This window comes from Pseudomonas sp. R37(2017) (assembly GCF_002113375.1).
In the GTDB taxonomy this organism is placed as follows: Bacteria; Pseudomonadota; Gammaproteobacteria; order Pseudomonadales; family Pseudomonadaceae; genus Aquipseudomonas.
In genome coordinates this window covers 105,514-120,292 of the sequence record NZ_NEHO01000017.1, presented here as the reverse complement: position 1 = coordinate 120,292, position 14,779 = coordinate 105,514, and the positions used below count along the sequence as shown (strand labels likewise).

Sequence of the window (14,779 nt, the reverse complement as noted above, 5' to 3'; positions counted from 1 at the left end):
GTGCGCGAACCGGACAGCCGCAAGGGGCCGAAGGATACGGCGGAGTTTGCGGCGGTCGGGGATTATCTGGATTTGATTGCAGGGCTCTAGACCGAGTTGTCCGCATCGCGGGCAAGCCGCGCTCCCACAGGGTCTGAGTCGTTCACGAAGGATGCGAACGACTCAGACCCTGTGGGAGCGTGGCTTGCCCGCGATGGCCATCACACGGTTTGACGACTTACTCGGGAATCCCCAACGACTGCCCCGGCAATATTGCCCACGGCCAGCAGAATCTTTTCCTTCTCTTCCTGGCTCGCCACTTCACCCGTCACCGTGACCTTGTCGCCATCGGCCGTCACCTGCGAATCCAACCCGACCCATGACCCCGCTTGCGATAGAATCGCGTCCTTCCCGCGCCCAGGAGCGAAGATGGACATCAAGCAGCTGAAATTCCTCATCGCGCTCGACGAAACCCGCCATTTCGGCCAGGCCGCCGCACGCTGCCACATCACCCAGCCGACCCTGTCCATGCGCCTGCGCAGTCTCGAGGAAGAGCTCGACCTGCCGCTGGTCAATCGCGGTCAACGCTTCGAAGGTTTTACCGCACCGGGCGAGCGCGTGCTGGCATGGGCACGCACGGTACTGGCGGCCTACGATGGCTTGTACGCCGAGGCGGCCGCCTGTCGTGGCAACCTGGTCGGTACGTTGCGCCTGGGTGTGGTGCCACTGTCGAGCTTCGATCCGCTGCCGCTGCTGCAGCGCCTGCACCGGCAACATCCCAACCTGCGTTTTGAACTCTCGGCACTGAGTTCCGAGCAGATCCTCGAACAACTGGCGAACAATCGCCTGGACCTCGGTGTTTCCTACCTGGAACGCCTGGACGCCGACCATTTCGACTCCCTGGCTTTCAGCGAAACCCGCATGGGGCTGCTCTACGATCAACGTTTCTTCACCTTTGGCGAAGCGCCATTGAGCTGGGAATCATTGATCGAACTGCCACTGGGCATGCTCACCAGCGGCATGCACTTTCGCCAATCCATCGACCATAACTTCCATAGCCGCGGCCTGACCCCACAACCTTTGTTGCAGACCGACGCTGTCCATCAACTGCTGCAAGCGGTGCACGGCGGCCTGTGTTGCGCCGTGATGCCATTGGACGGTGGCCTCGAGGAGCTGACCGAACACTTGCGCCTGCAACCCATCGAGAACGCCCAGACCCTTGGCCGCCTGGGGCTGATCATGCGTCGCAGCGCGCCACGCTCGGCCTTGGCGGAGGCCTGTTTCGCGATCTACCAACAATCACAGATGAACCCTTGATCGACGGCATCTATCGGTAGATCAGTAATAGCAATTAGACGCGACAGTTTGCCGCGCCTAGTCTTAAAGCTGATCAAACCGTGGGTGAAGCCATGAACACCAAGCGCCCTGCCTGCGCGGCGCCTGCCCTCGAAACGCCCGCGCCCGCCGCCAGCCAGATCTACAGCTACAGCAATCTTGAATACTCGGAATCGGACAACACCGCGCTGGCCGAGGAAGTCGCGCTGGCGATTGCCTACAACGGTATCAGCCAGGCGGTCATGCTGGTGACGCCGACGGACCTGGAAGACTTCATTGTCGGTTTCAGCCTGGGTAGCGGCATCATCGAGGACGCCACGGACATTTATGACCTGCAACTGAGCGGCTCAGGATCGGCGCAATACGCGCAAGTAACCATCGCCAATCGCGCCTTCTGGAACCTCAAGCAGCAACGTCGGCAACTGGCCGGCACCAGTGGCTGCGGGTTGTGCGGCGTGGAGGCGGTCGAGCAGGCACTGCCGGACCTCAAGGTATTGCCCGGCGCGCCCTTGCCGCCCGCCGCGTGGCTCGAAGGCCTGCGTCAGCGCATCGGCGCGTTCCAGCCACTGGGGCAACATTGCGGTGCGGTGCACGCGGCAGTGTTCATGAACGACCAGGGCGAGTTACTCCTGGGCCGCGAAGACATCGGCCGGCACAACGCCCTCGACAAGCTGATCGGTGGCCTTGTCCGGCAAAACATTCCGACTGCGGGTGGCCTGGCGATTGTCACCAGCCGCTGCAGCCTCGAATTGATCCAGAAAGTCCTGCGTGCAGGCATCCAGACCCTGGTCAGCCTGTCGTCACCCACGGGCCTTGCCGTGCAATGGGCCCGTCGCCACAACCTCAACCTCATCCATTTGCCACAGAAGAATGCGCCGCGGGTGTACAGCCCAACGTTGGAGAAACAAGCGTGAGTCAACACCGTCAAGCCGACCAGACACCCGTCCCTCGCTACAAGCCCTACAAAGGTCCGGCCGGTGGCTGGGGCGCACTGATCAGCGTCGCCCAGGCCTGGTTGACCAGCGACAACGCGCTGAAGAATCTTCGCATCATGCTCAAGACCAACCAGAACGGTGGCTTCGACTGCCCCGGTTGCGCATGGGGCGACTCTCCGGAAAAGGGCATGGTGATGTTCTGCGAGAACGGCGCCAAAGCGGTGAACTGGGAAGCGACCAAACGCCGTGTCGACGCCAAATTCTTCGCCAAACACAGCGTCACCTCGCTGCTGGAACAGAGCGATTACTGGCTCGAGTACCAGGGTCGTCTGACCGAACCGATGAGCTATGACGCACAAACCGACCGCTACAGGCCGATCAGTTGGGATGACGCGTTTGCGCTGATCGCCAAACACCTCAATGGCTTGTCGAGCCCGGACCAGGCCGAGTTCTACACCTCGGGTCGTGCCAGTAACGAAGCGGCTTTTCTCTATCAGCTGTTCGTACGCGCCTACGGCACCAACAACTTCCCTGACTGCTCGAACATGTGCCACGAGGCCAGCGGTGTGGCGTTGTCGCAAAGCGTTGGCGTCGGCAAAGGCACTGTGACCTTCGACGATTTCGAACACGCCGATGCGATTTTCGTCTGGGGCCAGAACCCCGGCACCAACCACCCGCGCATGCTCGAGCCCCTGCGTGAAGCGGTGAAACGCGGCGCACAAGTGGTGTGCATCAACCCGCTCAAGGAGCGCGGCCTGGAACGCTTCCAGCACCCGCAGCACGCGTTCGAAATGCTCACCAACGGCGACAAGCCGACCAACACTGCGTTCTTCCGCCCGGCCCTGGGCGGCGATATGGCGATCATGCGCGGCATGGCGAAATTTCTCCTGCTATGGGAACGCGACGCGCAGAAATCCGGTGCACCGGCGGTGTTCGACCATGACTTCCTCAATGAGCACAGCGCCAATGTGCTGGAGTACCTGGCGACCATCGACGAAACGCCGTGGGAGCAGATCGTCGAGCAATCGGGCCTGACGCTGGTAGAGATCGAACAAGCGGCTCGCATGTACGCCAAGGGCAAGAACGTCATCATGTGCTGGGCCATGGGCATCACCCAGCATCGCCATTCGGTGGCGACCATCCAGGAAATCGCCAACCTGATGCTGCTGCGCGGCAACATTGGCCGCCCGGGTGCCGGCCTGTGCCCGGTACGCGGCCACAGTAACGTCCAGGGCGACCGGACCATGGGCATCAACGAACGTCCGCCGGTGGCGTTCCTCGATGCCCTGGAGCGGCGCTTCCAGTTCAAGGTGCCACGCCACGACGGGCACAACGTGGTCGAGGCCATTCATGCGATGGCTGAAGGCCGGGCAAGAGTCTTCATCGGCCTGGGCGGCAACTTCGCACAAGCCACGCCGGACAGCCCGCGCACCTTCCAGGCTTTGCAAAACTGCGACCTGACCGTCCAGATCAGCACCAAGCTCAACCGCAGCCATCTGACCCACGGCAAGGACGCGCTGATTTTGCCGTGCCTGGGCCGCACCGACATCGATATCCAGACCGAAGGCCCGCAAGCGGTGACGGTGGAAGATTCGTTCAGCATGGTCCACGCCTCCAACGGTCAGTTGCAGGCATTGTCGAACCAGATGCGTTCGGAACCGGCGATCCTGGCCGGCATCGCCGCCGCAACCCTGGGCAACCATCCCGTGGACTGGAACTGGCTGGTGGCCGATTACCGACGCATCCGCGACCTGATAGCCGAGACCATTCCCGGCTTCAAGGACTTCAATGAGAAGGTCAAGAATCCGGGCGGTTTCTACCTGGGCAACAGTGCCGGCGCGCGCAAGTGGAACACCGCCTCTGGCCGGGCAAATTTCCGTCCGAACGCACTGCCCAAAGACCTAGTGCACGAACGCACCCGGGCCACCGGTGTGCTGCCGGACCTGATCATGCAATCGATGCGTTCCCACGATCAGTACAACACCACGATCTATGGTCTCAACGACCGTTATCGCGGGGTGAAGGGACAACGTGACGTGCTGTTCGTCAACGAGGCCGACATCATTCGCCTGGGTTTCAAACCGGGGCAGAAGGCGGACATCGTTGCGCTCTGGGACGATGGCGTGGAACGTCGAGTGAAAGGCTTCACGCTACTGGCATTTGATATCCCGGCCGGGCAAGCGGCGGCCTACTATCCGGAAGTGAACCCGCTGGTGCCGCTGGAAAGCGTTGGCGATGGCAGCCATACGCCGACATCGAAGTTCGTGGCGATCCGCCTGGAAGCGGCGAGCGAGACTGGACTGATCATGGCCAGGTCGGCGTAACGCGTCGTTCGATCTGGCCTCTTCGCGAGCAGGCTCGCTCCCACAGTGGATCGTGGTCGAACACAAATGCTGTGCTCACTGAAGATCAAATGTGGGAGCGAGCCTGCTCGCGAAGGCGTTGGCCGACTCACCCCATGAACGGTTCCGTTCGAATACTTTTCTTTCGCCCACAAAAAAGGCCGTTCTCTCACGAAAACGGCCTTTGCGAAGTAGTAACAGACCAGCGAAAAAACGCTAAGTTCCGCCCAAAAAACAGTAACTTGCAATATTGTATACAGGTCGTGTTATTCGTCGGATTTCAATTGTCACGCCCATTCCAGAGCCTCAGGATCGCGCCGTCATCCCCTTGAGGTTCCTCCATGAAGTACTCCTCGATTCTCTTGTTGTCCCTTGGCCTGGTCAGCGGTATCGCGTCTGCTGGCGGCACCACCGAAGCCGGTGTAGGCGGCGCATTGGGCGGGGTTTTGGGCTCGGTCGTCGGCCAGTCGTTGGGCGGCAGTACAGGTTCCACCATCGGCGCGGCCCTGGGTGGCGCGGGTGGTAGTGCCGTCGGTGCAAACAAACACAGCCGTGGCGAAGCGGCCATTGGCGGTGCGTTGGGCGCAGCAGGCGGTAACGTGGTCGGCCGCAGCATGGGCGGTACCACCGGCAGCCTGATCGGCGCTGCGGCAGGCGGTGGCGCCGGTGGCGCGCTGGGTAACTACATGGGCAAAGAGTACGATGATGAAGACGACGATCATGGTTCGTATCGCGGCCATGACGATCGTCGCTACTACCGCGACCACCACCGTCACCGTGGTCACGCCTATGGCCATCGCAAGCACCACAGGTACTACCGCGACTGAGCCCTCGAGCGCCTCGCTGGCAGGTACAACAAAAATCGCAGCCCAAGGGCTGCGATTTTTTTTGCCTTACTGCACCACCAGCCGCTCCAGCGCCCCGCGCAACCCTGCCGGAATCGCCACGGGCCGATTCGACGCTCGATCGACAAACACATGCACAAAGCGCCCTGCCGCGCAGGCTTCGTCTTCCCCTTGCTTGAACACCGCCAGTTCGTATTGCACCGAACTGTTGCCCAGCTTGCCCACCCGCAGACCGATCTCGATGCGATCCGGAAAAGCAATGGAGGCAAAATAATCACAGGCCGAGCTCACCACGAACCCCACCACCTCACCGTCATGGATATCCAGACCACCGACTTCGATCAGGTAGGTGTTCACCGCCGTATCGAAGAAGCTGTAATAGGTGACGTTGTTGACGTGACCGTAGACGTCGTTGTCGTGCCAGCGGGTGGTGATGGGCTGCAAGTGGGGGTAGTCGGTGCGTTGGGGCATCAGCATTGCTTCCTGGAGTTGTTTCGCCAAGTCTAAGGTGAAACCGCGCTATCGTTCTTCGCGAGCAAGTCGAATCCTCGCACCGCCACTCTCACATTGATCGTGTTTCAACCCGGCAGGTGTTGTTCCGCCCACGCCCGCACCCCGGCATACGGATAATCCTCCAGCGCCGCAAACCCGGAAATCGACCGCGCCTTGAGCCTGGTGAACAACGGCACACTGATCCCGCATAGAAACCGTGTCACGCGTTCAGCCGAGGGCGTGTTGCCCGTGTGCTGCGCGTGCCTGTGGATAAAGTCGCCACACAGGGCCTCGAAGTTTTTATCCACAAGCGCCGGCAACTCCGGTGGTGCCGGGAGCCGCGCCACTTGACCGTGACACACCGAACAATGTCCGCATTGCTGCGGGGCATTGTGGTCGCCGAAATACTCGGCCAGGCGATAACCCAGGCATCGGCCGGTGGCGAACAGATCCAGCATCGCGTGAATCCGTGCGATCTCGGTGTGCTCATGCCGGGTGAAATAGCCGTGCAGTTCCTCGCTCAACGCGACACTGTCGAAACCGCTTTGCAACACGCTGTAGACCTCGGTCATCTGCTTGCTTTCGAGCTCCACCCAGCCCTTTTCCTGAAAGTAATCCAGCGCCTTGACCACTCGACTGCGCTCGGCCTGATGCTGCTCGTACAACGCTTCGAAATTCACCGTTGCCCAGGTCCGGGCGCGGCTGGAGGTCTGGATGATGGCGGCGACGAAATCCTTGCGCTCGCCCTCGAAGTGCGCCAACAGCGCTTCGGGCTCCTGCACATACTTGAACCGGTACTCGGCGTAGTACGCGTAGCGCGGGGCGATCAAGCCGCGCAATTCGAGTTGTACCAGCAAGGTCTTGAGCGGCAATTGACGAATATTGCTCTGATCCGCCAACGGCCCCAGCAGGAACTCCCACTGCCCTTCAGGTTCTGCGCCATGCATCTCATCAAGCACACAACGGATGCCATCCAGCTCCGGCGTATCGCCGTAGACGAAGTTCTCCAGCACGTTGAGGCTGTCGCGGTTGGCCAGCACCAGGCAGTCCGACGGCTGCCCGTCACGCCCGGCGCGGCCGATTTCCTGGCTGTAGTTTTCGATGGATTTGGGCAGGTCGAAGTGCACCACGTTACGGATGTCGCTCTTGTCGATGCCCATGCCAAAGGCGATGGTAGCGACGATGCAATTGGCCTGTCCGCCCATGAAGCGATGCTGGATCGCTTCCCGTTGCTCATGGGGCAAACCTGCGTGGTAGGCCTCGGCCTGGATGCCGTTGCGGCTCAGGTGTTCAGCGATGTGCTCCGCGGTTTTCTGCAGGGTAACGTAGACGATGCTCGGTTGGCCCGGACGCTGGCTCATCCACTCGACCAGGCGTCTGCGCTTGTCCGCTCCACGAACCGGCTCCACCAGCAAATTCAAATTCGGGCGATAGAAGCCGGTGGTCACTACATCCTCGGCGGCGATGGCGAACTTCGCCTGCATGTCGGCGATGACCCTGGGCGTCGCCGTTGCAGTCAGCAGCAGAACCTGAGGGATGTTGAACTGGCGCTGATACTCGGGAAGCTTGAGGTAGTCCGGGCGGAAGTTGTGCCCCCATTCGGAGATGCAGTGCGCCTCGTCCACTACCAGCAGCGAGATCGGTATTTGCTGCAGAAAATGCCGGAAACGTTCGTTCTTCAGACGTTCCACCGAGATCATCAGAATCTTCAACTCGCCGGACCTGGCGCGGGCCATGACATCGCTGGCTTCATCGCGGCTCTGGGCCGAATCGATACTGCCCGCCGAGATGCCGTGGCGTTGCAGGAACGCCAGTTGATCCTGCATCAACGCCAGCAACGGCGAGACCACCAGCGTCAGGTGCGGCAGCAACAGTGCCGGCAATTGGTAGCAAAGGGATTTGCCGGAACCGGTGGGGAAAATCGCCGCTGCGGAGTGCCCGGCCAGCACGGCACTGACGGCTGCCTCCTGCCCGGGTCGAAACAGTGGATAACCGAAAACCTGTTCCAGGGTGTTGTGCATGAGCTGTCACTCCGTTGACCGCTGCGGAGTCAAAAGCCTGGCCGGCGATCACAGCGAGTCGAGAAAAGGTCGGGGGTAGAAACGAGACTGAATGATACAGCGCAAGACTGGAAAGACTTGAGAAATCGGGCAACTCAGAGATTGCGAAGTAGCCGACTCACCCACCGAAAAACTCGAAACATCCGACATTGTCCCAAGCCCTCTCTGCCGAGATTTGGTGGGAAACGACTGAAAACGTTGTAAGCGTTTTTACCTCTCGCTATTTCACGTTGAAACCCCACCTTCAACGTGTAGTCTCGTTCCTTAAAATATGACAAAACCCTTACAACGCGTGTCGATCTCAGCCGTCTTGTTCCGCAACGCCATACCCTCCTATAGTTTCCAGCGCGGCTGAAAACAGTGTCTCGGCCAGCCGGGAACACTTGCCGATTTCGTACAGGAGCCACTCAATGAAACACCCCGACTCACTGAAAGCGCGCTACCACCCACTCAAGACCCGCTACAGCGAAACCCCGGTGCTGGTCATTGATACCGAGGCCGACCCCTACGAGATCCTCGACGCCGCCCGACAACGCATCCGCGCCGCCAGCGACCTGCTCGAAACCCTTTATTGCACCTGTTTCAAACAAGCCGAAGCGAGTGACATCCCCAACATCGTCAGCGCCCTGTACCTGCTGACCCAGGACGGCAACGACCTGCTCGACATCGCCCGGCAGCGCTTGCCGAAGTCCACTGGCTGAAAACACCACAGCTCCCTGTGGGAGCGAGCCTGCTCCGGGCGGCGTTCCGACGAAGAACGATAACGCGGTCCAGTGTGGATAACGCCGTCAGCAACGACCTATGAAAGCTTCGGCAAGGTCCTACAAAAGAAGACAACTCGTCGGCTATCGCGACTAACAACGAATATTTACTGTCTCCCCATCGCTGCCAAATCAGCGATCAGGTTTGGTCACCTGAGAACAACGCACATAGTTGTGCCATCATTCGCGCCGCGGACATTTATGTTCTCGCAGTGCATTGCTATGGCGGCTGTGTGCGGGACGCCTTCGGGCGAGCCGGGTTGTTGTTCTCGGTTGACCAAGCCTGCGCACAGTCCGCCTCCCATCGTTTGGTCACGGTGCTGGCGGTTACTTAACAACAAACCGAGTACCTCTCATGCCAACTCTGAATCCATTTCCAAATCGCTATCGCCCACTAGAAACCAATCTGACAGACACTCCACCGTTAATCATCGACACAGAAGCCAACCCCCAAGACATCCTCGAAGCCGCCCTTCAACGCATCCGGGCCTCCAGCGAATTGCTGCAAACCCTGCACTGCCAATGCTTCAAACACGGCGACCTCGAAGACATCCCCCATATCACCCACGCGCTCTACCTCCTGACCCAGGACGGCTGCGACCTGCTCAAGGTTGCCCAGCAACGCATGCTCAACTGGAAAGCCCCGGCCTGACACAAATCACCAGAGCGCAAATGGCATTATTCTGGCTGTTTAAATAAAAAACAGCTGGAATAATGGCAGTTATCATCCCTTCCTCAAGGAAACCAGCGTCACGAAAATGGTGTCTTTTTCAATGCTCCAATCACAGCTCCCCCTTTCCTCTAAGTGCTATTATTCTGGCAGTTATAGCGCCTTAATGAAGGAATATTGGCACATGGCCAAGAAGACAGCTCCGCTCTTGCCCACCGCTTCCAGACTACTTTCCGAGTTCGGCGAGCGACTGAAACTCGCTCGCCTACGCCGCAAACTCACAGCTAAACAAGTCGCTGAGAGGTCGGGCATGTCACTGACCACCTTGCGCTCTCTGGAGTCAGGTGGCTCGGGGGTGACCATTGGAGCCTACCTGTCGGTCATGCAAGTTTTGGGGCTGGAAAAAGACTTGAACAAACTCGCGGCAACCGATGAGGTGGGCCGTCAATTGCAGGACGCACAACTCAAACCCAAGACAACCTCAGCTATAGACTCGAACCGACGAGTACGCAGAACAAGCACAATAAATAAAACCTCTCCGATACCTGAAAAGGACACTGGAGTAATTGAAAGTGCCACCCAGGCCGAAGATCTATCCGCTGACTTCCCCCTCAACACCCACTCACTTTCCGATCTGTTGACCAAGAGAAAAACCAAACCCGCGACAGGTGAAAAATGACGCAGATTGCGGTGTATGCCGATTGGGAGTCCTTGAATGGCCCCAGGCGCCTCGGTTTCTTGCACTCCCGAAAAACCCTCTCCACGGACGTCTTCGAATTTGAATACGACGCTGCGGCACTCGTAGATCCCGAGTTGAACTTCACACCGCTGGACCCTCGAATCGGGCTCTATGAAGGTCGTCAGTTCCCGGGGCAACATCAAAGCCGATTTGGCGTGTTCGCTGACTCAAGCCCGGACCGCTGGGGTCAATTGTTGATGAAGCGGCGGATGGAACGAGATGTCCGCGAAGGCCTGGTGGCTAAAGGCAGCAAGCTCTACGAGTCGGATTTCCTGTTAGGCGTACATGACCTCTATCGGGTTGGCGCGATCCGCTACAAGCTCAATGACCAAGGCAACTTTCTCGATGATCGCGATGGCGTGGCCGCTCCACCTTTCATAGAGTTACGGACATTGGAGCAAGCAAGCCGCGCACTGGAAAACGATCCAGACAATACCTCACTCGACGGCCGCGAGTGGCTGCGAATGCTGATCGCACCGGGAGGCTCACTGGGTGGTGCGCGCCCCAAGGCCAGCGTTGCCGACGAGCACGGGCATTTGTGGATTGCCAAGTTCCCGAGCACCCGCGACGACTATGACGTTGGCGCATGGGAAATGGTGGTGAATGCCTTGGCCAATCACTGTGGCCTGCGAGTCGCGACCGGAATTGCCCGACGCTACGCCAGCAATTATCACTGTTTCATGGTCAAGCGCTTCGATCGCACCGAACGGGGCGGCCGACTGCACTTTGCCTCGGCCATGACCATGACCGATCGTGTTGATGGCGACGACGCCTCAGTGGGTGCGGGCTACCTTGAGTTGGCCGAAGTGCTCATGGAACACGGCTCGGAAACCAAGGCAGATCTGCGGGAGTTGTGGTCTCGGATTGTGTTCAACATTCTGGTCTCCAACACCGACGACCACCTGCGCAACCATGGTTTTATCCTTGATCCGGGTCGAGGATGGCGCTTGTCTGCCGCTTATGACATGAACCCGGTGGCCCACGCAGACGGCTTGAAGCTGAACATCACCGATTCCGACAATGCCCTGGATCTGGAGCTGGCGCGAGAAGTGGCGGAGTATTTTCGAGTCAGTCGCGCGGATGCAGAAAACATCATCGACAATTTCAAACAAGTCGTCGGCCAATGGCCAACGCTAGCGAGCGCTCTGGGGCTGTCGAAACGTGAGCAGGACAATATGGCACCTGCATTTCGATTGGCGGAACCTGCTCAATGATAATCGCCCCCAACTTCCCCGAAGACAACTTGATGCAGTTGGAAGGCCTGTAACGTCCACGCGCTGTCGAGGATTCACGCGGACACAAAAAAACCGCCCCTCGGGACGGCTTCTTCGTTAGCTCAATCCAACGCTTACAGCTTTGGACCCGCAGCCTTGATCGCTTCGCTCACTTCGAACTTCTTGAAGTTCTCGATGAACAGGCCGGCCAGTGCCTTGGCGGCTTCGTCGTAGGCGGCTTTGTCAGCCCAGGTGTTGCGTGGGTTCAGCAGGACGGTCTCAACGCCCGGTACGGCCAGTGGCACGTCGAGGTTGATGGTGTCCAGGTGCTCGGTCTCGGCACCGATCAGAGCGCCGCTCTGGATCGCTGCGATCACTGCGCGGGTGGTCGGGATGTTGAAGCGCTTGCCGACGCCATAGCCACCACCGGTCCAACCGGTGTTGACCAGGTATACCTTGGAACCGAAGCTCTTGATGCGCTTGATCAGCAGCTCGGCATATTCGCCAGCCGGGCGCGGGAAGAACGGTGCGCCGAAGCAGGTGGAGAAGGTCGACTTGATGCCGCTGCCCGAACCCATTTCGGTCGAACCCACCAGTGCGGTGTAGCCCGACAGGAAGTGGTAGGCCGCTTGCTCGTTGTTCAGGATCGACACTGGCGGCAGTACGCCGGTCAGGTCGCAAGTCAGGAAGATCACCGCGTTCGGCTCGCCACCCAGGTTCTTCTCGGAACGCTTGGCAACGTGCTCCAGCGGGTACGCGGCACGGCTGTTCTGGGTCAGGCTGACATCGGCGTAGTCGGCGTGCTTGGCGTCGTCGATAACAACGTTTTCCAATACTGCGCCGTGCTTGATGGCTTTCCAGATGACCGGCTCGTTCTTCTCGGACAGGTCGATGCACTTGGCATAGCAACCGCCTTCGATGTTGAACACCACGCCCTCGCCCCAGCCGTGTTCGTCGTCACCGATCAGGTAACGGCTTTCGTCGGCGGACAGGGTGGTCTTGCCGGTGCCGGACAGACCGAAGAACAGGGTCACGTCGCCCTCTTCGCCGATGTTGGCGGCGCAGTGCATAGGCAGCACGTCAGCGGCCGGCAGCAGGAAGTTCTGCACCGAGAACATGGCTTTCTTCATTTCACCGGCGTAACGCATGCCGGCGATCAGCACTTTCTTCTGTGCGAAGTTGATGATCACGCAGCCATCGGAGTTGGTGCCGTCACGCCCTGGCACGCACTCGAAGTTGGCAACGTTCAGCACTTGCCACTCATCGCGGCCAGCCGGGTTGTACTGGGCCGGGTTGATGAACAGGCAGCGGCCGAACAGGTTCTGCCAGGCGGTCTGGGTGGTCATCTTCACGGCCAGGTAGTGCTCGGAAGCGGCACCTACATGCACGTGGGAAACGAAATGCTCTTGCGCGTTGTTGAATGCCTCAACGCGAGCCCACAGGGCGTCGAACTTGTCGGCCGGGAACTTGCGGTTGATCGGGCCCCAGGCGATGGCGCCCGTGGTGCTCGGCTCGTCAACGATGAAACGGTCGACTGGCGAACGGCCGGTACGGTGACCGGTACGAACAACCAGTGCGCCGGTATCGGCAAGCTCGCCTTCACCGCGGTTGAGGGCTTCTTTAACCAGATCATCAACACTCAGATCGGTGTACACGGCGTTATTGGCTTGCGTCATGAGGTTCCCCGTCGGCCAGTGGCCGAGTGCTCCAAACGTTTTTGTAGTAGAAAGTCGTGCACTACTACCGCGAAAAAAGTGGGCCGGATTATGCCAGAAACGCCCAAAAAAAGTAGGCCCCTCCTGTCGTAACGGCGTTAATCCGGCACATGGCAGTGAATTTACCTGCGCTGAACCGTTTTAGTGACGGGTATCTGACGGCGTCTCGACGCCCGCGCCGGCGAACAATTGAGCGACATCGGCGGCATCGAACAGGTATTGCTGGTTGCAGAACTGACAGTCGATTTCGATGTGTCCACCGTGTTCGACCACCAGATTCTGCGCATCTTCCTGACCAAGACTGACCAGCGCATTGGCCGAACGTTCACGGGAACAGCTGCAACGGAAGCGCAGTTTCTGCACGTCGAACAGACGCACCTGCTCCTCGTGGTAGAGACGATGGAGCACGGTTTCATTGTCCAGGCCCAACAGCTCATCGACGGTCAACGTACCGGTCAGCGCAGAGAGGTGCTGCCAGTTGGCGGCGCGTTCTTCTTCGTCCTTGATGCGGTCGGCCGGCAGTTGCTGCAGCAGGATGCCGCGGGCACGGCGGCCATCGGCGCACAGCGTGATGCGCGTGCCGATCTGCTGGGACATGACGAAGTAGTTGGTAAAGCACTCGGACAGATCCGTGCCGTCGAGATCGACGACACCCTGGTAGCGCTGGCCCTGCCTTGGGTCGATGGTCAAGGTCAACGAGCCATCCGGCATCAGGTCGGACAGGGTCGCGTCAGGTGCAATCCGGTCCGCCTCGTAACGGGCCAGGCCACGGATGTCGCGCTCGCTGGAGCACTCGATCATCAGCAGCGGGATCGGGCCTTCGGAACGGGCCTGGAGGATCAGCAACCCATCGAACTTCAAGGTGCCGACCAGCAGCGCCGCAGCCGCCATCAGTTCGCCGAGCAGTTGCGCAACCGGCTCTGGATAGGCGTGTTTGGCCAGGACTTCGGCGTAGCTGAGTTCCAGCGAAACCATCTCGCCACGGGTGTCGCTGTCATCAAAGATGAAGCGTTGAGTGAAGTCGGTATCCGGTAGGTCGGTCATAAGTCTGGGTATCTGAATGGTAAAAAATGGAATTCAACGCCTCTGACGCCGTAGGCCCTCTTTATGGCCCATGGGGTCGGATGCTGTAGTGATTTTCGACGAGCGGCTATTTGCAGGCTCGCTTCGGCGTCGGGGAATCCCCCGATATGGTTACTCGCCCAGGCAATTGCAAGTAGGTCCCGGACAAAGGGTCCGAATCGGGACTATTCGTTGCTGCTGCCGCGAAACTTGAACAGATCCCGTCGCTGCTTCTTGCTCGGCTTGCCATCGGTGCTCACACCCAGCGCGCCCGCCTTGCGCTGGGCCGCGGCGGCTTCGCGCTTGGCGATGCTGGCTTCGGTCTCGGTATAGAGTGTCTGAGCTTCTGGTGCGCCACGGCGCACAATGGACAGCGCCTGGACCACCACCGTGCGCTCATCGAAGCCGGTACGGATTTCGAATTCATCGCCGATGCGCGGCTCCTTGCCCGGCTTGCAGCGCTCGCCCCGGTAATGGACCTTGCCGCTTTCAATCGCCGCCTTGGCCAAGGCACGGGTTTTGTAGAAACGTGCAGCCCACAACCATTTATCGAGGCGGACTTTGTCCTCCTCTTCGTTTTTTTGTGCCATGGAATTTCCTCATTCTGAAATATTGGTGAACTGTACTACC

General features: G+C 59.5%; 13 protein-coding genes and 2 pseudogenes. 9 read left to right on the top strand and 6 right to left on the bottom strand.

What is annotated here, in order from left to right:
• Positions 1-90: pseudogene (locus CAG47_RS28355) on the top strand (haloacid dehalogenase); the annotation flags it as partial.
• A gap of 125 nt (positions 91-215) precedes the next feature.
• Here the strand turns inward: CAG47_RS28355 and CAG47_RS29465 are convergent.
• Positions 216-416 (bottom strand): annotated as a pseudogene (locus tag CAG47_RS29465) (BON domain-containing protein); the annotation flags it as partial.
• Here CAG47_RS29465 and CAG47_RS22925 point away from each other — a divergent pair.
• The 4 genes from CAG47_RS22925 (at position 409) to CAG47_RS22910 (ending at position 5,418) form a co-directional block, all read left to right on the top strand.
• Entirely contained in the window at positions 409-1,296 is an 888-nt protein-coding gene (locus tag CAG47_RS22925; protein ID WP_085727701.1) for a LysR family transcriptional regulator, read from the top strand. The pseudogene CAG47_RS29465 and the gene CAG47_RS22925 sit on opposite strands and share 8 nt — an antisense overlap.
• A 92-nt stretch (positions 1,297-1,388) precedes the next feature.
• The gene (gene fdhD, locus CAG47_RS22920) at positions 1,389-2,228 is read left to right on the top strand and encodes a formate dehydrogenase accessory sulfurtransferase FdhD (protein WP_085727705.1); all 840 of its coding nucleotides are present in this window, start codon (positions 1,389-1,391) and stop codon (positions 2,226-2,228) included.
• Complete coding sequence (locus CAG47_RS22915; RefSeq protein ID WP_085727699.1) at positions 2,225-4,573, top strand: FdhF/YdeP family oxidoreductase; 2,349 nt, start codon at positions 2,225-2,227, stop codon at positions 4,571-4,573. The genes fdhD and CAG47_RS22915 overlap by 4 nt, the downstream gene beginning before the upstream one ends.
• Positions 4,574-4,932: 359 nt before the next feature.
• On the top strand, positions 4,933-5,418 hold the full coding sequence (locus CAG47_RS22910) for a glycine zipper domain-containing protein (protein ID WP_085727697.1): 486 nt from the start codon (positions 4,933-4,935) through the stop codon (positions 5,416-5,418).
• Between the two features lie 66 nt (positions 5,419-5,484).
• On the opposite strand, the gene CAG47_RS22905 is transcribed toward CAG47_RS22910, so the two are convergent.
• Both CAG47_RS22905 and CAG47_RS22900 read right to left on the bottom strand, forming a co-directional pair.
• The gene (locus tag CAG47_RS22905) at positions 5,485-5,907 is read right to left on the bottom strand and encodes a thioesterase family protein (RefSeq protein WP_085727703.1); all 423 of its coding nucleotides are present in this window, start codon (positions 5,905-5,907) and stop codon (positions 5,485-5,487) included.
• Positions 5,908-6,014: 107 nt separating this feature from the next.
• Positions 6,015-7,949, bottom strand: coding sequence for an ATP-dependent DNA helicase RecQ (locus CAG47_RS22900; RefSeq protein ID WP_085727695.1), 1,935 nt, complete (start codon positions 7,947-7,949; stop codon positions 6,015-6,017).
• A gap of 449 nt (positions 7,950-8,398) precedes the next feature.
• On the opposite strand from CAG47_RS22900, the gene CAG47_RS22895 reads away from it, so the two are divergent.
• The 4 genes from CAG47_RS22895 (at position 8,399) to CAG47_RS22880 (ending at position 11,372) form a co-directional block, all read left to right on the top strand.
• Positions 8,399-8,689: a hypothetical protein gene (locus CAG47_RS22895; protein WP_085727693.1), complete on the top strand. Its 291-nt coding sequence runs from the start codon at positions 8,399-8,401 to the stop codon at positions 8,687-8,689.
• A gap of 415 nt (positions 8,690-9,104) precedes the next feature.
• Positions 9,105-9,401, top strand: a complete 297-nt coding sequence (locus CAG47_RS22890; protein ID WP_085727691.1) for a hypothetical protein — start codon at positions 9,105-9,107, stop codon at positions 9,399-9,401.
• Positions 9,402-9,603: 202 nt separating this feature from the next.
• The gene (locus tag CAG47_RS22885) at positions 9,604-10,098 is read left to right on the top strand and encodes a helix-turn-helix domain-containing protein (protein WP_085727689.1); all 495 of its coding nucleotides are present in this window, start codon (positions 9,604-9,606) and stop codon (positions 10,096-10,098) included.
• A complete protein-coding gene (locus tag CAG47_RS22880) occupies positions 10,095-11,372 on the top strand; it encodes a type II toxin-antitoxin system HipA family toxin (protein ID WP_085727687.1) in 1,278 nt (425 codons plus the stop codon). Before CAG47_RS22885 ends, CAG47_RS22880 begins: the two co-directional genes overlap by 4 nt.
• Positions 11,373-11,506: 134 nt before the next feature.
• Here the strand turns inward: CAG47_RS22880 and CAG47_RS22875 are convergent, their stop codons facing one another.
• The 3 genes from CAG47_RS22875 to CAG47_RS22865 form a co-directional block, all read right to left on the bottom strand.
• Positions 11,507-13,048: a phosphoenolpyruvate carboxykinase gene (locus CAG47_RS22875; RefSeq protein WP_085727685.1), complete on the bottom strand. Its 1,542-nt coding sequence runs from the start codon at positions 13,046-13,048 to the stop codon at positions 11,507-11,509.
• Between the two features lie 180 nt (positions 13,049-13,228).
• Positions 13,229-14,131, bottom strand: a complete 903-nt coding sequence (gene hslO / locus CAG47_RS22870) for an Hsp33 family molecular chaperone HslO (protein ID WP_085727682.1) — start codon at positions 14,129-14,131, stop codon at positions 13,229-13,231.
• Positions 14,132-14,334: 203 nt separating this feature from the next.
• A complete protein-coding gene (locus CAG47_RS22865; protein ID WP_085727680.1) occupies positions 14,335-14,739 on the bottom strand; it encodes an RNA-binding S4 domain-containing protein in 405 nt (134 codons plus the stop codon).
• Between the last annotated feature and the right edge of the window lie 40 nt (positions 14,740-14,779).

Bases quoted from the DNA above. Each gene is read 5' to 3' on its own strand.
- CAG47_RS22925 (WP_085727701.1), top strand. From the start codon at position 409: ATGGACATCAAGCAGCTGAAATTCCTCATCGCGCTCGACGAAACCCGC.
- fdhD (WP_085727705.1), top strand. From the start codon at position 1,389: ATGAACACCAAGCGCCCTGCCTGCGCGGCGCCTGCCCTCGAAACGCCC.
- CAG47_RS22910 (WP_085727697.1), top strand. From the start codon at position 4,933: ATGAAGTACTCCTCGATTCTCTTGTTGTCCCTTGGCCTGGTCAGCGGT.
- CAG47_RS22905 (WP_085727703.1), bottom strand. From the start codon at position 5,907: ATGCCCCAACGCACCGACTACCCCCACTTGCAGCCCATCACCACCCGC.
- CAG47_RS22900 (WP_085727695.1), bottom strand. From the start codon at position 7,949: ATGCACAACACCCTGGAACAGGTTTTCGGTTATCCACTGTTTCGACCC.
- CAG47_RS22895 (WP_085727693.1), top strand. From the start codon at position 8,399: ATGAAACACCCCGACTCACTGAAAGCGCGCTACCACCCACTCAAGACC.
- CAG47_RS22890 (WP_085727691.1), top strand. From the start codon at position 9,105: ATGCCAACTCTGAATCCATTTCCAAATCGCTATCGCCCACTAGAAACC.
- CAG47_RS22885 (WP_085727689.1), top strand. From the start codon at position 9,604: ATGGCCAAGAAGACAGCTCCGCTCTTGCCCACCGCTTCCAGACTACTT.
- CAG47_RS22880 (WP_085727687.1), top strand. From the start codon at position 10,095: ATGACGCAGATTGCGGTGTATGCCGATTGGGAGTCCTTGAATGGCCCC.
- CAG47_RS22875 (WP_085727685.1), bottom strand. From the start codon at position 13,048: ATGACGCAAGCCAATAACGCCGTGTACACCGATCTGAGTGTTGATGAT.
- hslO (WP_085727682.1), bottom strand. From the start codon at position 14,131: ATGACCGACCTACCGGATACCGACTTCACTCAACGCTTCATCTTTGAT.
- CAG47_RS22865 (WP_085727680.1), bottom strand. From the start codon at position 14,739: ATGGCACAAAAAAACGAAGAGGAGGACAAAGTCCGCCTCGATAAATGG.